The organism is Gottschalkia purinilytica (genome assembly GCF_001190785.1).
GTDB classification, from domain to species: Bacteria; Bacillota; Clostridia; order Tissierellales; family Gottschalkiaceae; genus Gottschalkia_A; species Gottschalkia_A purinilytica.
On sequence record NZ_LGSS01000006.1, the window covers coordinates 66,690 to 89,052 of the forward strand.

26 protein-coding genes are annotated in these 22,363 nt (G+C 26.5%); 21 read left to right on the top strand and 5 right to left on the bottom strand.

What is annotated here, in order from left to right:
- Nucleotides 1–195 precede the first annotated feature (195 nt).
- The 3 genes from CLPU_RS07870 to CLPU_RS07875 all read left to right on the top strand — a co-directional run bounded on the left by CLPU_RS07870 (nt 196) and on the right by CLPU_RS07875 (nt 1,821).
- Complete coding sequence (locus CLPU_RS07870) at nt 196–768, top strand: AAA family ATPase (protein ID WP_050355113.1); 573 nt, start codon at nt 196–198, stop codon at nt 766–768.
- 161 nt (nt 769–929) lie between these two features.
- On the top strand, nt 930–1,073 hold the full coding sequence (locus tag CLPU_RS17230) for a hypothetical protein (RefSeq protein WP_157857715.1): 144 nt from the start codon (nt 930–932) through the stop codon (nt 1,071–1,073).
- A 295-nt stretch (nt 1,074–1,368) separates the two neighbouring features.
- Nucleotides 1,369–1,821: a hypothetical protein gene (locus CLPU_RS07875; RefSeq protein WP_200898530.1), complete on the top strand. Its 453-nt coding sequence runs from the start codon at nt 1,369–1,371 to the stop codon at nt 1,819–1,821.
- A gap of 46 nt (nt 1,822–1,867) precedes the next feature.
- Here the strand turns inward: CLPU_RS07875 and CLPU_RS07880 are convergent, their stop codons facing one another.
- Nucleotides 1,868–2,683 (bottom strand): MBL fold metallo-hydrolase, encoded by an 816-nt coding sequence (locus tag CLPU_RS07880; protein WP_050355114.1) that lies wholly within the window; start codon nt 2,681–2,683, stop codon nt 1,868–1,870.
- 137 nt (nt 2,684–2,820) lie between these two features.
- Here CLPU_RS07880 and CLPU_RS18235 point away from each other — a divergent pair, with 137 nt between their 5' ends.
- A complete protein-coding gene (locus CLPU_RS18235) occupies nt 2,821–3,003 on the top strand; it encodes a GNAT family N-acetyltransferase (RefSeq protein ID WP_115840406.1) in 183 nt (60 codons plus the stop codon).
- 58 nt (nt 3,004–3,061) lie between these two features.
- Here the strand turns inward: CLPU_RS18235 and CLPU_RS07885 are convergent, their stop codons facing one another.
- On the bottom strand, nt 3,062–3,316 hold the full coding sequence (locus tag CLPU_RS07885) for a helix-turn-helix domain-containing protein (protein WP_200898531.1): 255 nt from the start codon (nt 3,314–3,316) through the stop codon (nt 3,062–3,064).
- Nucleotides 3,317–3,465: 149 nt separating this feature from the next.
- Between CLPU_RS07885 and CLPU_RS07890 the strand changes: the two genes are divergently transcribed.
- From CLPU_RS07890 to CLPU_RS07935, 10 genes are all read left to right on the top strand, one after another.
- Entirely contained in the window at nt 3,466–4,380 is a 915-nt protein-coding gene (locus CLPU_RS07890) for a diguanylate cyclase (protein ID WP_050355115.1), read from the top strand.
- Between the two features lie 231 nt (nt 4,381–4,611).
- The gene (locus tag CLPU_RS07895; RefSeq protein WP_050355116.1) at nt 4,612–4,977 is read left to right on the top strand and encodes a hypothetical protein; all 366 of its coding nucleotides are present in this window, start codon (nt 4,612–4,614) and stop codon (nt 4,975–4,977) included.
- Nucleotides 4,978–5,208: 231 nt separating this feature from the next.
- Nucleotides 5,209–5,580 (top strand): ArsR/SmtB family transcription factor, encoded by a 372-nt coding sequence (locus tag CLPU_RS07900; RefSeq protein WP_050355117.1) that lies wholly within the window; start codon nt 5,209–5,211, stop codon nt 5,578–5,580.
- A 13-nt stretch (nt 5,581–5,593) separates the two neighbouring features.
- Nucleotides 5,594–5,962, top strand: coding sequence for a NifB/NifX family molybdenum-iron cluster-binding protein (locus CLPU_RS07905; RefSeq protein WP_050355118.1), 369 nt, complete (start codon nt 5,594–5,596; stop codon nt 5,960–5,962).
- A 300-nt stretch (nt 5,963–6,262) separates the two neighbouring features.
- A complete protein-coding gene (kamA, locus tag CLPU_RS07910; protein WP_235436140.1) occupies nt 6,263–7,576 on the top strand; it encodes a lysine 2,3-aminomutase in 1,314 nt (437 codons plus the stop codon).
- A 2-nt stretch (nt 7,577–7,578) separates the two neighbouring features.
- On the top strand, nt 7,579–8,412 hold the full coding sequence (gene ablB / locus CLPU_RS07915) for a putative beta-lysine N-acetyltransferase (RefSeq protein WP_050355120.1): 834 nt from the start codon (nt 7,579–7,581) through the stop codon (nt 8,410–8,412).
- Between the two features lie 619 nt (nt 8,413–9,031).
- Nucleotides 9,032–9,964 (top strand): metal ABC transporter solute-binding protein, Zn/Mn family, encoded by a 933-nt coding sequence (locus tag CLPU_RS07920; RefSeq protein WP_050355121.1) that lies wholly within the window; start codon nt 9,032–9,034, stop codon nt 9,962–9,964.
- A gap of 12 nt (nt 9,965–9,976) precedes the next feature.
- Nucleotides 9,977–10,741, top strand: coding sequence for a metal ABC transporter ATP-binding protein (locus CLPU_RS07925; RefSeq protein WP_050355122.1), 765 nt, complete (start codon nt 9,977–9,979; stop codon nt 10,739–10,741).
- Nucleotides 10,728–11,633, top strand: a complete 906-nt coding sequence (locus CLPU_RS07930) for a metal ABC transporter permease (protein ID WP_050355123.1) — start codon at nt 10,728–10,730, stop codon at nt 11,631–11,633. The genes CLPU_RS07925 and CLPU_RS07930 overlap by 14 nt, the downstream gene beginning before the upstream one ends.
- The gene (locus CLPU_RS07935) at nt 11,634–12,515 is read left to right on the top strand and encodes a metal ABC transporter permease (RefSeq protein ID WP_050355124.1); all 882 of its coding nucleotides are present in this window, start codon (nt 11,634–11,636) and stop codon (nt 12,513–12,515) included. It abuts the gene before it with no gap.
- A gap of 495 nt (nt 12,516–13,010) precedes the next feature.
- Here CLPU_RS07935 and ytaF read toward each other — a convergent pair whose 3' ends face one another.
- The 3 genes from ytaF to CLPU_RS07950 all read right to left on the bottom strand — a co-directional run bounded on the left by ytaF (nt 13,011) and on the right by CLPU_RS07950 (nt 14,864).
- The gene (ytaF, locus tag CLPU_RS07940) at nt 13,011–13,634 is read right to left on the bottom strand and encodes a sporulation membrane protein YtaF (RefSeq protein WP_050355125.1); all 624 of its coding nucleotides are present in this window, start codon (nt 13,632–13,634) and stop codon (nt 13,011–13,013) included.
- Nucleotides 13,635–13,816: 182 nt separating this feature from the next.
- Nucleotides 13,817–14,119, bottom strand: a complete 303-nt coding sequence (locus CLPU_RS07945; protein ID WP_050355126.1) for an AzlD domain-containing protein — start codon at nt 14,117–14,119, stop codon at nt 13,817–13,819.
- Nucleotide 14,120: 1 nt separating this feature from the next.
- On the bottom strand, nt 14,121–14,864 hold the full coding sequence (locus CLPU_RS07950; RefSeq protein ID WP_050355127.1) for an AzlC family ABC transporter permease: 744 nt from the start codon (nt 14,862–14,864) through the stop codon (nt 14,121–14,123).
- Between the two features lie 234 nt (nt 14,865–15,098).
- Between CLPU_RS07950 and CLPU_RS07955 the strand changes: the two genes are divergently transcribed.
- The 7 genes from CLPU_RS07955 to CLPU_RS07985 all read left to right on the top strand — a co-directional run bounded on the left by CLPU_RS07955 (nt 15,099) and on the right by CLPU_RS07985 (nt 22,083).
- Entirely contained in the window at nt 15,099–15,539 is a 441-nt protein-coding gene (locus tag CLPU_RS07955) for an NUDIX hydrolase (RefSeq protein WP_050355128.1), read from the top strand.
- A 35-nt stretch (nt 15,540–15,574) separates the two neighbouring features.
- Nucleotides 15,575–16,324, top strand: coding sequence for an AAA family ATPase (locus CLPU_RS07960; RefSeq protein WP_050355129.1), 750 nt, complete (start codon nt 15,575–15,577; stop codon nt 16,322–16,324).
- Between the two features lie 590 nt (nt 16,325–16,914).
- Nucleotides 16,915–17,655: a DUF364 domain-containing protein gene (locus CLPU_RS07965; protein ID WP_050355130.1), complete on the top strand. Its 741-nt coding sequence runs from the start codon at nt 16,915–16,917 to the stop codon at nt 17,653–17,655.
- A 152-nt stretch (nt 17,656–17,807) separates the two neighbouring features.
- A complete protein-coding gene (locus CLPU_RS07970; protein WP_050355131.1) occupies nt 17,808–18,497 on the top strand; it encodes a radical SAM protein in 690 nt (229 codons plus the stop codon).
- Between the two features lie 383 nt (nt 18,498–18,880).
- A complete protein-coding gene (locus CLPU_RS07975; RefSeq protein WP_050355132.1) occupies nt 18,881–19,984 on the top strand; it encodes an acyltransferase family protein in 1,104 nt (367 codons plus the stop codon).
- Between the two features lie 390 nt (nt 19,985–20,374).
- The gene (locus CLPU_RS07980) at nt 20,375–20,938 is read left to right on the top strand and encodes a hypothetical protein (protein ID WP_050355133.1); all 564 of its coding nucleotides are present in this window, start codon (nt 20,375–20,377) and stop codon (nt 20,936–20,938) included.
- 431 nt (nt 20,939–21,369) lie between these two features.
- Nucleotides 21,370–22,083, top strand: a complete 714-nt coding sequence (locus CLPU_RS07985; RefSeq protein WP_050355134.1) for a hypothetical protein — start codon at nt 21,370–21,372, stop codon at nt 22,081–22,083.
- Nucleotides 22,084–22,363: the final 280 nt, after the last annotated feature.

The window sequence follows — 22,363 nt, forward strand, 5'->3', positions numbered from 1 at the left end:
ATTGTAGATTTGAAATAAAGTCATACAGTTTATAAAAAAGATGTATATCTTGATTATTGAACTATAGTGAGTGGAGTATAGTCGTATCTTCTTTAATGAAGATCGGTTGAGTCAACTCAATCAAGGTTTGGACGTATCATTTTTGTGGATAAGGATTTTTAATAAGATAATAAATACTAAGGAGAATATTGGAAAATGACTAATAGTAATTTATTCAGAGATGATTTTATCATTATTACCGGGGGGCCTGGTTCTGGTAAAACGACTTTGTTGGATGAAATACAGAAAAATGACTATAACTACGTTCCTGAAGTCGCAAGAGAAATCATTCAAACACAGGTTTCTTCCAAAGGTGATGCCCTACCTTGGAAAAATGTAAAAAAATATCGTGATCTAATGTTAGATAAATCAATAGAAAGTTATATTTCAGCATTGATGAACCCTCTGAAGCAACCCTTATTTTTTGATAGAGGCATTCCGGATACTCTTGCCTATACACACTTAATTAATATTCCAATTTCGGAGAAACTTGAATTAGCAACTAGAAAGTATAACTATAACAAGAAAGTGTTTATTTTACCACCTTGGAAAGATATATACAAAACCGATCATGAAAGAAAACAGGATTTTGAAGAAGCTGTAGCAACTTATAAAATCATGTTTGAAACTTATAAACATCTTGGTTACGAACTTATTGAGGTACCTAAAATGAGAGTCGAAGAAAGGGCAAGCTTTATAATTAAAAATGTAGTATCTTGGGAGCTTTAAAATTGCCAAACTTGGAAAGGATTAAAATGTTGAGTAACGATCTTAGTAAACAACTTTTTTGTCATTTAACAAATGATACTTTATAACCTTTAGTATGGCTGAAGTTTATCTTTATAAGCACCTCCTATTGTAGAATAAAGACTACAATAGGAGGTATTTTTATGGATAGAAAAAAGAATGAAACATTTAAGACTAATAAAAAGTGGTTACAGATATTTCATATACATAGAGTAAAAAAGATATTCGATACACCATTGAGGTATTTAACAAAATACAAGACTTACTCCACTAGAAAAACGAAGTAAGTCTGTGCAATTTTCATCTATCTTATGATAAGGCTTTATATTTTGTTCTTATCTTTTATTCATTATTTAATTCGCTCCAACGTTGGTATACTTTAATATCATCTTTATAGTAAGGAGCATAATCTTCACGTGTAGTAATATAAATAACTTTTTCTAGATTACAATAATATAGAAAACCTAAGTACATTGGACAAGAACTTACAAGGTTAACAGTATCTTAATTATCATAGTATTAAAAATGTGAAATTATGAAAGACTATATATTAATTTAAATTTATATATTGGAGGAATACAGATGAAAATTAAAGGTTTTTTTAGTGAAATTAGTGTAGCAAATGAAACTGTTGAAAAACTTAAAGATGCAGGTTTTAAAGGTGCCTTTGTAGATATTAATGATCATTATATAGAGGATAGAAATGTTACAATTAATCTTGCAGGTACAAGAAACGCTACAAGCCTTTCTGACCTAGTAATACATTCTGGTTCAGATAATACAGATAGAGGAAGTTCTGGTTTAACAGCAGCTAGTCCTATGGTTAGCGGTTTTGGAAAATTTGAAGAGATAACAAATATTAATTATACTGTTAATGTAGAGACAGAGGAGAATAACTCTAATGAAGCTAAAGAAATTATAAAGAGCATGGGTGGAGAATTAGATAATCCAAATTTAAGCGGAAAGAAGGCAATGTTAGATGCAGATATTGATTTACAAAAAGCTATTTCTAAATTAAATAATAATAATTTATAAAAAATAATCTGTCTCAAGATTATAGAAATTGAGACAGATTATTTTTTTAATCAACAAAGCGACCATGTTCTGGAACGGCAATTTCTTTAAAGTGTTTTACTAACATATCAAAATGTTTTGTTAACTCCTCACCTTTCATAGGCAAACCATGGCTGGTTATTACTAAAGATGGATCTAATTCTTTAAGGCGTCTTACTGATTTTTCTGCTAGATTCCAATCAGTAGTTAAATATGCAGGAGGACCACTTATTTCCTTATTTTGAGTTAATACAGACAACATAGATTCTTGCTTTAATGTTGTAAAGGCATCTCCTACTATTAGAACTCTATCTTTTTTTCTAAATAAAGAAATATGTCCTTGAGTATGACCAGGAGTATGAATCCATATCCAATCATGCATTTCTGGAATGCTGCCATCAGAAGGTAATGGATGTATACGATTACCTAAATCGATAGAATGATGAGGAAATGTAGGAGATAAAAGAGAAACCATTCCCCCACCAACTGTTGAATCACCCTTAGGATAATCTTTTTTTCCTTTCAAATAAGGAATTTCAAGTTCATGGGCATATACAGGTACATCCCAGTGTTTAGTTAGTTTAATAACTGAACCTATATGATCAAAATGTCCGTGAGTAAGTATTATTCCTTTTGGACGACTGTCTTTACCAAAATGTTCTTCTGAAACTTGGATAATAAAATCAGCCGAATTTTCCATACCAGTGTCTACAAGAAACCAACCATCAGGACTACTGATTATACATGCATTTACTATAGTAAACTGTATAAGAATTATATCTTTAGTAATTTCTTCTGACTTCATGGTCATATTTGATATTTTGTGAAGTAACTCAGGAGACATTGCTAAAACCTCCAATCTTTAAAATAGTAATAATAATTATTAGTATGCTTTATAACACATTATTTTATGATAAAATCGATATATTAAATTTAAAATAAAAAGAATAAATGTATTAATAAAATAATTTATTTTTAGTTTTGCTAAATATTAATAAAATTACAGCTCAAGTAGGGAGCTTTAATATTGAATCAAATATGTTATTAAAATCTTTAGGATTTAGGTTAGATGGTGTTCTAAGGGAACATCATGACTTAGATGGGAAATTATATGATGATTATGTATATAGCTTATTAAAAAGAGAATATAAGAAGGATATTTAAAGTAGACTATATTAATAATTAAGTAATTATAAAAAAACATGGATAAAGTGTAGAAGACCTACATATCATCCATGTTCTCTTTATTTTCTTCCAAAAGTTTTTCAATTTGATCTATGAATTCACTAAGTTTTAAATTCAAGTGTTTACTTATAGCAAATAGAGAATTAATAGTTGGCTTTCGTTTACCCCTTTCTAACAAACTAATATATGTTCTATCTAAACCACATCTGTGGGCAAGTTCTTCTTGAGAAAGTTTACATATATGTCTATTATTTTTTAAAACTATAGCTAGAGCTTGTGATAATTCCATCATTTAACCCCTCCTTGAATATTATTGTCAAAAGAATGTGTCAATTAGTCCACGGACTATAGTCTTCAAAGAAAAACTATAGTATAATCTATAACATAGAGAATTAGAAATGATTCCTGCTAAGGGATATACAACAAAAGGGGTTAATATTTATGAAAAATATTAAATTTAATAGTGTTAATGAAAAATTTTTTATAATTTTAGACCAACAATTAAATATTATATATTCAAGTAAGGGTATTAGAGAAGTAGCAAAAACACTTGTTAATAACTTGGAACTAAATAAATATATAGAAAGTAATACCTTTGGGAAAATAACAACGAATGATTATTTAATATATATAGATAAAAAAATCTTAAAAAATAGTATTATTTATTTGATTGAGGTTGAGTTAAGTAATGATAATAGATTATTATTAGATAGTGAATATAAAGATAGATTAACAGGTCTATATAATAGAAACCTGTGGGAAGAGTTAATTCATGATAAACAGAAAGTTTTAAAACTAAATGATTATAAAATAATGCTTGTAATTGATATTGATAATTTAAAAGATATAAATGACTGCCACGGACATTTAGCAGGAGATGAATGTATAAAAAAGGTTGCCAATTCTATAAAAGCCAGTATAGATAAAAATGATCTAGGAATTAGATATGGTGGAGATGAATTTATAATAATTTCTAACTCTAATACAGATAAAAAGCTTACTAAAAACATTGAAAAGAATTTAAGTAGAAACATGAGTAATATAAATATTAATTTGAGTATAGGTAGTGCGTTAATTAATAATATAGAAAGCTTAGAAAATTCTTTTAAAATAGCTGATAAAAATATGTATGAAAGAAAGATTAAGAAAAAAAATAAAAATATAGAAGATGAAATAGAAAAAGTTAGATATAAGCTTAATTCATTAATGAAATCTAATTACCAAGAGACATATGAAGAAGTATTAAGAATTAGTGTGAAGCTAGATAAACTTATTAACAAGCATCTAGAGTCAAAAGAGAATCTAAATAAATTAGACATATTAATAAATAAGATGAATTTAGACAGTAGTGACTAGTTTAAAATTATAATTACATGAAGATTATTGTTAGTTTGTACAATTGAAAGTGAAGATATTTGAAATAATACTTTAGGTTATCATATGAAAAATATATTCTTTGATTTTTTATATAAGAAAATATAATATATATTAATAAGTCTTAAATTAAGGTATTTAAAATGTATCTAAACTTACTAAAAGCTGAAGAAAAAATATTTTATAAGTAAATAAAGACAAAGGAGAAACGACATGGATAAATATAAGGATTTTATAGACAAAATAATAGAATGTATTAAGAAAAACTTTAGCTCTAGCTGGGAAAAGATTTTAGTACAATTTGAAATATCTGAAAGTAGTATGAGAGTTTCTGACAGTATACTATTAAAAGATGGAGAAACTGAGTATTGGAATATACCTGATGAATTATATAAAATATTTAAAGAGATGTGGATTATGACAATGGGAGATGAAAATATAGAATGGGATGAAATAGTTTTTGTAGTAGATAATAAAGATACAATAGTTGATTATTACTATAAAGAACAATCACATATACAAGCACATGAGAAAATGGAGTTTTTTGAGAATAAGTATTTTGGAAAATCTACAAAATAATTAAGAATGTACTTCTTATATAAATAACCCTTCTTATTAGACATATAAAGTAGTTAAAAACTACAATGTTTATTAAGAGGGGTTTAATTATGTTCAGGTAAAAATATATAAAGTATATAAGATATAAGTATGAATATAAGTAGATAAATACTAAATCATTCTTGACAGCAATAATTAAGTAAAATATAATTTAATTAAGTAATTACTTAATTAAATATAAAGGAGTGAAACATGGACAAAATAGTTCAAATATTTAAAGCACTTGGTGATGAAACAAGGCTAAAAATACTGATTATACTTTCAAGGAGAAGGATTTGTGCTAAAGGAATTGCTAAGCATTTAGATATTTCAGAAGCAGCAGTATCACAGCACATAAAAGTTCTCAAAGAATCAGGTATTATTGTTGGGAAAAAAGTAGGTTATTATGTTCATTATGATTTGCAAGAACCAGTTATTTTAGAGATGATAAAGTTCATTGAACAAATTAGTAATGACCATACCATAAGTAGCTGTAAGTTAGGTATCCACATGCCAAATGAATGTAGGATATCATGTAAGGCAAATAAAAATAAGTGTTGTCAAAAAACTATAAGTAAAAATTGAAAGGAGAAAGAATATGAAAGTATGTATTCCAGCTCAAGAAAACAAAGGCGTAGATAGTATAGCTTATAATCATTTTGGATCAGCTCCATTCTTTTTAATTTATGATTTAGAAAAAGAAGAAATAAAAGTAATTGAGAACGGTGACTTAAATCATGCGCATGGAATGTGTCAACCTCTTAAAGCACTTAGAGGAGAATCAGTTGATGCTATTTTAGTTGGTGGAATTGGTGCAGGAGCATTAATGAAGTTAAATAATCAAGGTATAAAGGTATATAAAGTTACTGAAGAAACTGTATTAAAGAATATTGAACTATTAAAAAGAAATGAACTAGCAGAATTTTCGATAGAGAATAGTTGTAACCATCATAACTGTGCACATTAAAGAGATTAATTAGTATTATGTTGAAAAATACACTATGCTCGAAATATATTATATCAGATGATAAATAATAAGAAGTAAGCAATATAAAGAGATATCTTAAATAAAAGCTAGCCAATTTTAAGTCAGACATTCTCTAGCTTTTACCAAGAAATAGACATAATTTGACTTAGATACTATATTGTGATATTCTGTCAATAATCACTAATTTCCATAAATTTGTAGAAAATATATAACACTCTAAATCATTAATGATTTAGAGTGTTATTTTATTTTAATTAAAATTCCAGGAAGGATGATATTTTGAGAGAGGCTTTAAAGATTATAAAGACAAGAACTAAAGAAGAAAAATTATCTAACAATCATAATGAAACATGGAGAGATTGGAAATGGCAAGTTAAAAACACTATAAAAAATGTAGATGATGTAGAAAAAATTTTAGAAATTAGGTTAGATGAAAAAAAGAAAAAACAAATTGAACAAACGTTAGAAAAATTTCCTATGGCAGTAACTCCATATTATTTGTCTCTGATTGATTTTGATAATTATGAGAAAGATCCTATCTTCAAACAAGCATTTCCAGATATAAGAGAACTTAGTATTTCAAAATGTGATATGGAGGACCCTTTAAATGAAGATAAAGATAGTCCTGTAGAAGGGGTTACTCATAGATATCCAGATAGAGTGTTACTTCATGTAAGTAATGTTTGTGCAATGTATTGTAGACATTGTACTAGAAAAAGAAAAGTAGGAGATATCAGTAGTATTCCTTCAAAATCTGAGATATTAAAAGGAATTGATTATATAAGAAATAATAAAAACATTAGAGATGTATTACTATCTGGTGGAGATCCATTTATGCTCTCAGATGAGTATTTAGAGTGGATATTGGATGAAGTATCAAAGATAAAACATGTGGAAGTGATAAGAATAGGAACTAGAACACCAGTCGTCCTTCCATATAGAATAACTGATAAGTTAGTTAATGTTCTTAAAAAATACGATAACATATGGATTAATACACACTTTAATCATCCTAGAGAAATAACTAAAGATTCTAGAATAGCACTTAAAAAATTATCTTCTATAGGAATACCTCTCGGAAATCAAACTGTTTTATTAGCTGATGTAAATGATTGTCCAGGAATAATGAAAAAGCTGGTTCATGAGCTTGTTAAAAATAAAGTAAGGCCATATTATTTATATCAATGTGATCTTTCAGAAGGGCTTGAACACTTTAGAACTAATATAGGAATAGGAATTGAAATAATAGAAAGCTTGAGAGGTCATACTAGTGGATTTGCAATACCAACTTATGTAATTGATGCTCCAGGTGGTGGGGGTAAAATACCGGTGATGCCTAATTATTTAATATCTTGGTCTACAAATAAAGTTGTTCTTAGAAATTATGAAGGTTTAATTACAACATATAAGTTTCCAGATAATTATGAACATACATCTTGTGACTTAAAATGTGATAAGTGTGATTTAACTTTAGATTTAGAGAAACACAAAAAAGAGCATACAGATGGTGTAGCATCACTCTTATCTGATCATGATAGTAGTTTTACAATAGTTCCAAAAAACTTAGATCGTGAAGAAAGAAACAGGTGTTAACTATGACTGATATAGTTGAAAAAGTAGGAAACTCTATAATACAACATGGAAAAGAAAATAATAGAGTGTATATTATGAAAATAGATAAAAACAATACTGAAGAATTGATAAAAAAAGTAGATAAAATAACAGAGCTAAATGAATATACTAAAGTATTCGCCAAAGTTCCATCTTCTGTTAAGAATCTATTCATTAAGAATGGATTTAAAATAGAGGCTAAGGCTGAAAAGTTTTACTTAGGCAAAGAAGATTGCTACTTTATGGGTAAATATTTTTCAGATGATAGGTCTAGAGATAAATTTAGTCATACAACAAGAGAGGTATTGTCATTTTGCAAATCTAAAAAAAGATATGAAAAGCTACCAAGTTTAAATAAAAAATATAAAATTAGAAAAGCTAGATTGGAAGATATAGAAGACATGGCTAAATTATACAAGTTAACTTTCAAGTCTTATCCCTTTCCTATATTTAATAAAGAATATATTGAAAAAACTATGAATGATAATGTAGTATACTTTGGTACTTGGTATGATGAAAAATTAATTTCACTTTCTTCAATAGAACTTTATAAGAATGATTCAAATGCAGAAATGACAGACTTTGCAACGCATCCTGAATATAGAGGAGAAAATTTATCTTTACACCTATTAAATAGAATGGAAAAAGAACTAAGAGAATTAGATATAAAAACAGCATATTCAATATCAAGGTCTGTATCTTATGGTATGAACTCTACTTTTGTAAGAATGGGATATGAATATGGAGGTACTCTTATAAATAACACTAATATAGATGGGCAGATTGAAAATATGAATGTTTGGTATAAATTTTTATAAATGCTAGATATCGAAAGTAATAAGCATTTGTAATTTAGATTTTTTATTATAAAGAGTTAAGTTTTGGCTTGGATCTGTTTAAAGTTGAAACTTAACTCTTTTTTTACTTAATGAATTTAGGATAACAATAAAATATTTTTGTTAAGGTTTTTTACAAGCAATAATTACTTTACAAGTAGAATAAATCTATTCTAAAGATAGAAGAATTAGTGAAAGAGTAAAATATTTAAATAGAATCTATTATATTTTTTGTCTATGAATTGTTATATATATTAAAATAATAAGAATTGATAAAGAAGATCGTAACATATAAAGAAGAGAGAAGTATAAAAGATCATTTAATATATTAGTAATAATACATATATAAGATTTCGATAAACTTAAAGGTATTTAAAGATATACAGTGTTAAATTACTTAGATATTAAATAAAGAATAATAATAACATGTAACATATTTGATAATGATAATCATTATCATTTATAATAAGAATAAGAAGTTAAATAAATAATTTTATCAAAAAAATATTATTAGATATACATATTCATATTAAATTACTTTTGGATATTTATCAATAAGTACTAAAAATATATAACACATATTAATATAGGAGGTAATGATATGAAAAAATTTTTATATTACTTTTTAAGTTTTATACTAATTATCGGATTATCAGGGTGTAATGTCAAAGAAAAACCTAACACATCTAAAGACAATGGAAAAATGAAAGTTGTGGCAACTACGACGATGATTGCAGACTTAGCTAGAAATATAGGAAAAGATAAATTAGAAGTGAAGCAACTAATGGGACCAGGAATTGACCCACATCTTTATAAAGCAAGTGCAGGGGATGTAGATTTAATGTATTCAGCAAATATAATCATATATAATGGTGTACATTTAGAAGGAAAAATGGGAGATGTTCTTAGCAAAATGAAAAATAGCGGTAAAGGAGTATTTTCTTTAGAAGAAGGTATTGATTCTAATAAACTTATATTAGATAAAGATACCAATACTCCTGATCCACATATTTGGTTTGATATTAAGCTTTGGAGTGAATCAGCAAAATATGTTTCAAATGTGTTAGCTGATAATGATCCTAAAAATAAAGATTTTTACATGTCAAATCTAAATAACTATCTAAAAGAATTAGAGAACTTAGAGAAATATGCCAATAGTAGGATTTCAGAAATTGATCCTAATTCTAGGGTACTAATTACTGCACATGATGCTTTTACTTACTTTGGAAAAGCATACGGGGTAGAAGTTAAAGGATTACAAGGAATTAGTACAGCATCAGAAACAGGAACAGGTGATGTGAAACAAATAGCAGATTTTATAGTTAATAGAAAAATTAAAGCTATATTTATAGAATCATCAGTTCCTAAAAAAAGCATTGAAGCTTTACAAGAAGCAGTAAAAAGTAGAGGATTTGAAGTATCAATAGGAGGAGAGCTTTATTCTGATGCATTAGGAAACTATGGAACAGAAGAAGGAACATATATAGGAATGTACAAGAAAAATATTGATACGATTGTAAATGCTCTAAAATAGGAGGAGATTAAAATGAGTGAATTACAAAAAAATGCTTTAAATATCAGAAATCTTTCAACAGCATATCATGATGAATTAGTTCTTAAGGATATAAATATTTCAGTTCCAAAAGGAACATTAGTAGCAATTGTTGGACCTAATGGAGCTGGTAAGTCAACTTTACTAAAAAGTATATTAGGTTTTCTAAAACTGATAAAAGGTACAGTGGATTTTTACGGAAAGAGTTATAGACAAATGAGAAAATCTATAGGATATGTTCCTCAAAGAGGAGCAGTAGATTGGGACTTTCCAACTACAGTAGAAGATGCAGTTTCTATGGGGTTATATGGTAAAATCGGATGGATAAGACGTTTAAAAAAAGAAGATCATAAGAGAGTTGATTTAGCTTTAAAAAGACTTAAAATTGAGAATTTAAGAAAAAGACAAATAGGTCAACTATCAGGCGGACAACAACAGAGAATGTTTTTAGCAAGGGCTGTTGCTCAAGATGCAGATATTTATTTTATGGATGAGCCTTTACAAGGAGTAGATGCTTTAACTGAAAAGGTAATTATAAATATATTAAAAGAATTTAGAGACCAAGGAAAAACAGTAATTGTGGTACACCATGATCTAAGTACTGTAAAAAAATATTTTGATTGGGTGATTATGCTTAACAAGACAGTTATAACTCAAGGAATTGCAGAGGAGAAATTTAATAGTGTTAACATTGAGAAAGCTTATGGAATAAATCAAAATATACTCGAAGAAAGGTGGGGAGTATATGGAGCTAATTAGAGAATTTTTTTCAGACTATACTTTGCAAATAGTTTTAATAGGATCAGCAATCTTAGGTTTTTCAGCAGGAACTGTAGGAACATTTGCACTATTAAAAGGAAAAGGACTACTAGGAGATATGGTATCTCATGCATCACTTCCAGGTATAGTATTAGCATTCTTATTTACAGGTATAAAAGATACAGAAGTTTTATTATTAGGAGCATTGATGACTGGACTTTTATCAGTAATTTTTCTAGAAATATTAAAGAAATATACGAAATTGAAATATGATAGCTTACTAGCAATTATACTTTCTGGATTCTTTGGAATTGGAATAACACTACTAACTTATGTTCAGAAAATACCAAATGCAAATCAAGCAGGTCTTGATAAATTTATCTTTGGGCAAGCTTCAACACTAGTTAAAAAAGATGTGAGTATAATATCTATAGTTTCTATAATATGCTTAACTATGATTATATTATTTTGGAAGGAAATAAAACTCTATATATTTGATGAAGAATATGCAATTACACAAGGTTTTCATAAATCAGTAATAGAAATGATAATTTCTTTCATGATGATAATGATAATAATTGTGGGACTACAAACTGTAGGAGCGATACTTATAAGTTCACTTTTAATAGCTCCAGGAGTGGCTTCACGCCAATGGACAGATAAGCTATCTATAATGGTTGTATTATCAGGAGTATTTGGAATTATTGGTGGGGTATCAGGGACAATTATTAGTTCAGCTTATGATAAGATGCCTACAGGACCATTGATTGTAGTTATCATGACAATAATAGCTTTATTTTCTATAGTTTTTTCTCCAAAAAGAGGTATTTTATTTAGAAATAAAAAACTAAAAAGAGATAGAGAAATATTTTGTGTGGAAGGAGGAGAGTAAATGACACCTCAAATTGAAATACAGATTATTGTAATATTAGTAGCATTATCTTGCGCTCTCTCCGGTGTTTTTCTAGTTTTAAGAGGAATGAGTATGATGACTGATGCTATCGGACATACGGTTCTATTAGGAATTGTTCTAGGGTTCTTTATATCAGGAAGACTAGATTCTCCAATTTTATTTTTAGGAGCAGGAGCTTTTGGAATAGTAACAGCATATGGGGTAGAAGTTTTATCTAAAACTAGATTAATAAAAGAAGATGCCTCTATTGGATTAGTATTTCCTTTCCTTTTTAGTATAGCTATTATTCTTATAACAAGATTTGCAGGTAATGTTCATTTAGATACAGATTCTGTACTTTTAGGAGAATTAGCATTTGCACCTTTAGAAAGAATACAAGCTTTTGGAATGGATATAGGTCCAAAATCTATGGTAGTTATGTCTATAATACTTATAATAAATATTGGCTACTTTATGTTATTTTATAAAGAATTAAAATTGGGTACTTTCGATCCACAATTTGCTCAAGCTGCTGGATTCTCAACATTATTTATTCACTATAGCTTGATGTCAATTGTATCATTTACCTCTGTAGGTGCATTCGATGCAGTAGGAGCAATTTTAGTAGTAGCTTTCATGGTAGGTCCTCCTGCTTCAGCATATTTATTAACTTCTAGATTATTACCGATGATTTTAACAAGTTGTGGAATAGGGGTTATAAATAGTATTATAGGTTATATAGTAGCTATAAACTTGGATATTTCTATATCAGGAACTATAGCATCTACAACATTAGTGACTTTCATAGTTTGCTTTGTTATTTCAGTTTATATGAAATTAAGAAATAGAACACAAAATATAATTATAGAAAGTCATAATTAACTTAAGTAAGATGGAGATTCTACTTTTAAGTTAATTATTAACTAAATATTTTTTTAATAATAAAGAGGTTCACTGACTTAGTATATTAGATTTTGTTGTTTAATGTGTCTAATATTAAGAGGTGAACCTTTTTTGTCTAATAAATTTTATATTTTAATCATTTTATAAGTTAGAACTTAAATATGTAAGAAAGATAAAATTATATATTTGTTCGATAAATGACTAAATTAAAAAGAGTTTATTTTAGAATAATGGACTAGAGTCATGAATACATTAGTAATTAATTAAGAAAGAATGAAATTAGTAATAAGCCATATCGCATAATTTACAATTAGGGTAGATGAAATGAAGAATATTTAGAAATTAGATATTATAAGTTTAAATATAAAAAATATATGACTTCAAAAAAGAAGTCATATATAATTTGTTAGGATATAGTTAAATTTAATTAAAAAAATAAAGTAATATATTTTTAAACCATAATTGAGATTATATTTATAGTAACTTCATAATGGCTAGAACTATCAAGATTAGTCCAGATAGCCAAGATAAATTAATCTTTACTTTTTCAACAACTTTTCTACCTATAAATGATCCTACCAATACAGCAATCATATCAGAAATTAAAGACAATAACACTACTTGTATATAATTAATATTTCCTAAACTACTTCCAAAACCTATAGCCATACCATCTAAGGAAAGAGCTAGCGCAAGATATAAAGCTTCCCTTGAGCTAAGATATTTTGAATTATCAAAATCAGCTTTAGTCTCATCAGCATATATATCTAGTACAAATCTAAAATCAAATAACTTAAAATTTACTTTTTTATTTGTATATGATTTTTTCTTTAAATAGGCCTTAATAATACTTTCAAATAAGTAATATATACCTAGTCCCATTAGTATTGTAAAACTTATTATTATAGTAACATTTTCTGGCAAAATCTTTTTTACTATAGAGCCCAAGAAAAAGGAGATAGCAAGAATTGATGAACAAACAATATTGATAACAGTTACTGATTTAAAAGGTATTTTTATTTTATTTGTTCCATAAGCAATACTAGCTACAAATGCATCTAAACATAGTGCAGATACTAATAATATAGATTGAAGCATAATAGCACCCCCTTAAATTAATCCAGTTATAATATGTTATTAAGATATTTATAAATGGTTACAAGGGGAGTTACTATATGTTAAAATCCTGTATTCAATTATAAGATTAAATAAAAAATAAAGAATTAGTGTATAAGTTATATTGATAAAACTAACAAATGATTGCTAATTTGCTAATAACTTTAAATGGCAAATCCTAAGATATAAACAATGAGAACACTAAAAACTGCTACGCTCATAAGACCTTTATTAAAATATGCTAGTATTATGGCTACAAGAGTTCCTGCTATTCCTGTATAAATATTATTTGTTGAATATATTATTGCTGGAAAGGTCATAGCTCCTAGAACAGCAAAAGGAACATAATATAAAAAAGATTTTAGGAACTTTGAATTAATTTCTCTTTTCATAAGGACTATAGGAATTACCCTAGGTATGTACGTTACTATACACATAATAAGTATATATATAAAAGTTTTAGTCATTTTAATCCTCCCTTGGAAAAACTATTGCACCAAATGCTGAGGCAATTATAGTTGCAATTATGATTACCCATCCACTAGAAATTTTACTTATTAAAGGTACATATCTAAAAATCAGACTTATAGATACAGATACAACTATTACACCTAGAACCTTTTTACTATTTCTAGCTTCAGGCACTATAAGAGCCAAGAACATTCCATACAAAGCTATTCCCATAGCATTTTGAAGTCTTGTAGACAAAAATGTAGAGAAAATTGCTCCCGTAAGCGTACCTAAAGCCCATGCTAAATATGAAGTAATTATTAGTCCCATCATATATGGAAAAGTAACTTTTTCTTTTTCAAGAGATGCTACTGTAAATGTTTCATCTGTTATTCCAAATGCCATAATAAGTTTTTTAGAAAGTGGCATTTTAACAATTTTTTGAGAAAGAGATAATGACATGAGCATATATCTTATATTTATAATAAATGTAGTTACTGCAACTTCTAAGAAAGTTCCATTTGAAAGAATAATATTAGTTCCTGCAAATTGTCCTGCTGAAGTAAAGTTAGTTAAGGATATCACCAGTGCAGTTAATGGATCCATTCCTCCATTTGATGCCATAATTCCAAAAGTAAATGAAACTGGAAAATATCCCATTGCTATAGGAAGTGATTTTTTTACTCCTATTAAAAATTTACTTTTCGAATCATTAGAATTAAAATCTAATGTTTTTTCTAAAATCTGTTCAGTTTGTTTCAATTTAGTATCACCCTGTCCTTTAATTATTTCCAATATATTGTACCATAAATTATAAATAAGTCTTTATTTAAATGAAGATATAGATTTAAAATGAATAGAATTTTCTATAATACTTAGATTTAAGCAATATACCATATTAGATTATTAGGCTTTTAATGAACAATAAAGTATCGAAAATATTAAATAAGAATATGGTAATATATAGATATAAGAAGATGTTAGATGGAGGTATATATGAAAGTTGAAATCTTAAAAATTGGACAAGTAGAAGAAAGTAAATTAAAGTTTGCAGTTATTAGCACTCGTTTTCAAAATAAATGGGTTTTTGTGAGACATAAAGATAGAGATACATGGGAGATACCAGGAGGCCATAGAGAAATAGATGAGAATATAAATGATACAGCTAAAAGAGAGCTATTTGAAGAAACAGGTGCAAAAATTTTTAAAATAGAACCAGTATGCGATTATTCTGTTACAAAGGAGAGTGTAACATCATTTGGTAGATTGTTTATTTCAGAAGTTAGTGAGTTTACAGATTTACCTAACTTAGAAATAGGTGAATTAAGATATTTTAATGAGCCACCAAGTAATTTAACATATCCGGATATTCAGCCATATCTATATGAACAGACTATTTTATTTTTAGATAACAGCTTTAATAATATGAGAATCTAGGCCTATATATTTTAAATAATTAGGAGTGATATGTATTGGAACTCACAGATAAAAATCAATACTTAAGAAGTATACAGCTAAATAGAGAAAAGATAAAATCTTTTAAAAAATATCCATTTAACTTACCTGCTATTAAAAACTTATCAAATCTAAAATTCCATCCTAATGTTACATTCATTGTAGGTGAAAATGGAATGGGAAAGTCAACTATTTTAGAAGCAATCGCTACAGCCTATGGTTTTAATCCAGAAGGAGGTACAAGGAACTTCAATTTTTCTTCAAGAGCTTCTCATTCAGAGCTCTGCAATCATATTAAAATGGTTAAAGGAATTAAAAGACCTAAGGACGGATTTTTTCTACGTGCAGAAAGCTTCTATAATCTTGCAACTACTATTGAGGAACTTGATGAAGACGTTGGTGGGCCTAAAATCATAGATTCGTATGGTGGATGTTCTCTACATGAACAATCTCACGGTGAATCATTTTTTTCAGTTTTTATAAATAGATTTAGTGGTCAAGGACTTTATATATTAGATGAACCAGAAGCAGCATTATCTCCTTCACGACAGATGACTATGATTACTAGGATACATGAATTAGTTAGACAAGAATATCAGTTTATTATTGCTACGCATTCGCCAATTATAATGGCATATCCTAACTCAATTATATATCAGATAAAGAATGGATTTGAAATAACTAGATATGAGGAAACAGATCATTATGAGACTATGCATGCTTTTTTAAATAATAAAGGTAAAATGTTAGAGATTCTTCTAGGATAGTAAAATAAAATATAGAACAGATAAATATACGTTAAGATAAAATTAGTAAATAATTATAAAAGCAATAAATTATTAGACATTAAAACCTAATATATTTTGATTTTTTACAATACTGGTGATATTATTTAAATATAATAGCTTTAAAATATAATTGATATTTTTTCAATCAAGATAATAAGAATATATACAATAAAGTATTATTTTTTTACCTACGATATACTTATAAAAACATAACGTTAAATATATGGCATTATAAATTATGATTAGCAACTCAAAATAATGAATGATATTAACTGATACTTAGTTATAATTCACCTCATAAGAAATAGCTTTCAAAACAAATACTTACTCAGAATTAATTCTATTAAAGAATAAATAAATACTATTAAAATTCAAGTAGATTTTAAAGAAAATTTATAGGAATCATATATTATCATAAATATTTATATATTCACAAATCATGAAACTAGAATGTTGTTGTCAGAATGAAAATATTTAATATTGATATTCTATGCGAATATAAAGAGCTAATTATTCATATAGATGAAAAGATGTCATAAAATAATTAATTAGTATTAAAGGAGATTAATATGTGGGAAATTTATGATAAATTAATAGAACCTATACCAGAAGATATATATGTTGAAGATTGTATAATGGGACTTAGATGGACGTATATAAAAGGGAAAAACTCTGGAATTGCTTTGACTTTTAGAGATGGTCTAAGAGAGAGTAGTATTTTAGGAAAAATTAAAGGGATGAGACTAAAAGAATTATCAACTTATGTTAAGTCATGGAATTTTACAGAAGCAAGCTTAGGTCTTTCAGCTATAAACTCTTTCTACAATACAGTTGAGCATGCAGAAAAATTAGGAGCAAACTTTTCGGAAGGTAGAAAAAATGATATATTTACAGAATCAATAGATGAAATTAGAGGTAAGAATGTAGCTGTTATAGGGCATTTTCCAGATTTAGAAAAAATAGAATCTATATGTAACTTGTCTATATTAGAAAGAAGACCTAGCAAAGGTGATTTACCAGATTGTGCTTGTGAATACATATTAAAAAATCAAGATTTTGTTTTTATAACAGGAAGCACATTAGCAAATAAAACGTTACCAAGATTACTTGAATTATCAAAGAATGCAAAGGTAATTTTAGTTGGACCAAGTGTACCTGTGGCTCCTATTTTGTTTGACTATGGAGTGAACACTCTAGCAAGTGCTGTTATAGTTAATGATAATTTAATTCAACAAGCAATTAAGGAAGGTGGAAGTCATCAAATATTTGATTTAGGTGGAAAGATGGCAAAGATTAAGAAGAAAGACTAATAATACATCACTACTTAAATATTATAGTAAAAGATATAATAAATATGATAATATATTAAGACAATGTAATATAAAAAACTACAAAATAAGAATTACCAATATACACAAATTGTAGATTAATAATTAAACATAAAAGTATAGGTGGTGATAAGATGAATCCATTTTCAATAAGTGATGTATATCTTGATAAAAATGGTAGACGAACGTTAGATATAAATCCTCTTTCAGAAAACTACTGTAGCTTTGACTGTGTTTTTTGTCCATTAGGAAGAACTAAAGTTAAAACTGATAAGACATTTAGCTTTAATGAAACTGAAAGCTTTATAAAAAGACTTGAAGCTATACTTAAAACTGAAAAAATTGATATTGTTTTTATCAATCCAGATGGAGAATCACTTGCAAATAACAGAATCTTAGATGTTATAAACTTAATTAAAAAGTATAAGGCTAATGTAAAACTATTATCTAATGGTTATATATTTAATATTGAAGAATTTAAACACATATTAAATCAATGCGATGAAATAATTGGAGAACTTGCAGTAACTAATGAAAAAGACTTTCAGAAGTTACAAAGACCTATAAATGGATATACTCTTGAAAACTATATATCTAATATGGAAGAATTCAACAATCAATATAATGGGAAATTTATACTTGATATAACTATATTAAAAAACTATTCAGATGATTATGATTCTATTCAGAAATTTAAGAATGCTATTAATATGATTAAGCCAGATGAAATTTATGTAGAAACTCCTTCAAAAGGTAAATTAGGAAAAGCATTTGGAGTTAGTGAAGAAAAGCTTAAAGAAATAAGTAGTCATTTAAAGCATTAATTATAATAAAAAATAAAGTAGAAAAAATATATTTCCTGGGGAATACTTAGGAAATAATAAAAAAAAGCTATAGTAAAGTTTTACTATAGCTTTTTTTATTATTTAATGATTTTATTTCTTGTAATATAAACAAGAATCAAAATGAAAAAAGTATATATTTTAATTTTTAACTATTATAACTATATATAAAAGTATGCATTTGTTGACACTTTGATTTTTATAGGATAAAATATACAAATTAGTTATAAAATAATTTATCTGCCATAATTAAATAAATTATGTCAATATTATAATTTTTACACTTTAATTGTCTCTAAATTTGCTATAGTTATTAAAATATTTTATAACTTAATAAATTAAAAGCGTTTAAGGGGGAGAAATTAGTGGTAAAGACAGGGTCTGCAATAGTAGACACATCAGAAAAATTATTAAATGATGGTAGACAAGAAGAACTAGATCTTGCAAGAGGATTTGCGATTTTATTTATGATTATAGTTCACATTCTTGAAACCTTTTCTACAGATTTAGTTTATTATTCAAAGTTTGGAGTATTTATAGAATTCTTGGGATCACCTCCAGCTGCACCTGTATTTATGTTTCTCTTAGGAATTGGAACTATATATTCAAAAAGACAAACTCCATCTAAGCTAGTTAAAAGAGGAGTATTTTTATTTATTGGAGGATATGTACATAATATATTTCGTAGTACCATACCATATTATCTAGGCGTTTATCTTAATATAATTAAAGCAGGAGATCCAAATTATACTTCTGTTCTTAATACTCTTGATTTTGATATTCTTCAATTTGCTGGGCTGGCACTTATATTCATTGCCATACTTAAAAAACTAAATACAAATATTATTTTTTATCCAATAATAGGGATACTAGTATCTATTGTTTCTCCTTTTTTATGGGGAGCTAAAAGTGGTATATTCGCTATTGATTTACTTACTTATCCGTTATTTGGAACTGAATATTATATATATTTCCCATTCTTTCCTTGGATAGTTTATCCACTCTTTGGAGCTTTCTTTGGATACTTTTTAATACGAACAGAAAATAAAGATAGACTTTATAATATAAGTGCTATATTGTCTATAGTTGTTTTTGTTATAGGTGCAGTATATATGTATAACAATCCAAGTATTGACTTAGGATTAAAAGATGAGGGGAATTACTATAGACATGGAATATTAGGTGTTTGTATGTTTACTTCAATAGTTTTAATTTGGACTACCATATTAAATTATGTAAAAGATAAAATTCCAAAGGCTATTAAGTCTATTATGTATTTTTGGAGTAGATATGTAACAGAAATTTTTGTAATCCATTGGATATTAATTGGTATAGCTATTCTAATACTTGGTCTAAATAAAATGGACCTATTAAGTACTATAATTGCTATGATACTGAGTGTAATTATTACAGATAGAGTGACATTTTTATATGTAAATAAAGTAAAGAAAAAATTAAGAAAAAATTAAGATAGAGAACAATGGATTTGAGTTATTAATTTTGATATAATCAATAAAGCAACTATCTTAAAGTTTAATAGTTTTGATCTAATTTTAAAAGTTAGAATGAATTAATAACTATATAAAGTTCATTCTAACTTTTATTATTTTGTATATTTAATACAGAATCTGTACATTGTATTATTTACATGTAAATTGTTACTTGTTGTATGAAAAGACTTCTATATTATAAAATATGAAATGCTAAAAAAATAACATTTATATATAAGATATTAAAGTATTATTAAAAAATATACCGTCTATATAGAGAAATTGAGTTTAAATTAAAATAATGTAATTTGAAATTTTACTAAAAATCATTAAAATATTATTTAGGTTATAATGTAGGGGGGAGTATACTTGAAAAAGGGTAAATCTAAAGAGGTATATATATTATTAACTTATACAGGAACTCTTTTAAGCAAATTAATAAGATTATATACAAAGATACAATATTCTCATGCATCTATCTCGTTAGATAAGGATCTAACAGAATTATATAGCTTTGGTAGAAAAGTTCCTAGGAACCCTTTTATAGCAGGTTTTGTTAAAGAAGACATTAAAGAAGGTGTGTATTCTATCTTTTCAGATACTATATGTGCAGTGTACTCTTTGGAAATTTCAGATGAACAATATAATAAATTAAAAGAAAACATAGAAGCTTTTAAATTTAATAGTAACAATTATAGATATAATCTTTTAGGAATAGTAGGAATTCCTTTGAACATTAAGATTAAAAGAAAAAATCACTTTTTTTGTTCTCAATTTGTATCGACGGTCTTAAAAAATAGTAATATTTATTTATTTGATAAACCTGTTGAACTTATTACTTTAGAAGATTTTATAAAATGTGAAAAGCTTAAAGTTGTATATGAAGGATACTTAAAAGAATATGAATCAAGTAGATTATTAGCTAGTGTATAAATTATTAATTATATTAATATAAACTCCTTTCTCAATGATATTTAATTCTAATAGAAAGGAGTTTTATATTTATATATTTAGAAAAGCTTCTTTATAAAATAAAACTATATGAATTTTATTAAAATTTTTATTTAATATTTACGATATTGACTAATATAAGAAATATAAAAATTTTTTATAATACCGTACTTTATATATTGTGATTTATTACATATCATAGTAAGAAATGCAGATTAAAATCATAAAAATAGTTAAAAATTTACTATAAACACTGATGATAAAACTCTACTCTTTAAATATTAGTTATTGGACTACTAATAGAGATTGATAAGTTTTTATGTATACTATAAAGTTATGTATAAGATATATCTTTTTTAGTACTACCTTATAAGCACTACTCATAAGATAATTAAATTTAATGGGGTGATTTTATGAGGAAAAAAGGTCTTTTGAGTATTGATTGGGACTATTTTATACCGATGAAAAATGAGTGGAATGGTTCTTATCTTGAAAATCAAAACAATATAAACGATCAATGGTACCGTAGATATTTAGAATGTAAATTTCATGGAGAAGATATAGAAAAAATAGTAGATGTAAGTAATGAAGTAAATGATTTTTGGAGTAAAATACGTAAAAAATTTAGAATTAATAAAGATGTAAAAGTATATGTTTCTGAATCCCATAAATTATCGTATAAATTAGCAATAGACCATTCATGCCAATGTGTATATTCTTTTGATGCACATTCCGACTTAGGATACGGAAGTTGCGATTCCATTTATTTTCAAACTAATTGTTCTAACTGGCTAGGGAAACTACTCAAAAATAATCTTATAGAAAAAGCTCATATCATATATAGTCCATATTCATTTGAAAAACAAGAAGATTTTGAAGAAATAAGTAAAAAATATAGTTTGGATTTTGCAAATTTAGAGAGTATAAAAGAAAATGAAAATGAAGAAATCACAGTAATTCATATTTGTAGGTCTGGAGCTTGGACACCACCATGGTTGGATAAAAAGTTCTATAACTTTATAAAAGAGCTCAATATACCTTATGAGGTAATTGACTGTCCAATGAGAAAATGGGATATTAAAAATTTAAATCTATCAGATCAAATAAATTATATGTTGTGCTCGTAAAAATATAAAAATAATATATATGATCTTAATATAAAAAAGAATACTATAATTGTGACCTTATAAATGTACTTAAATCATTTAAGTATATTTATAAGGTTTTTTATTTGAATAAACTAGATCTCAACAGAAACAATTAAAGCATTCAAATACATTAATTAAGATTCAAGCATTTTCAAAAGTAGAACTATCTTTTCATTATGATTTCTGATGTTGTAATGGAATATTTTAAAATATATAAATTATTTTATACGAACTTGTAAAATGTGAGTAATATAAATGA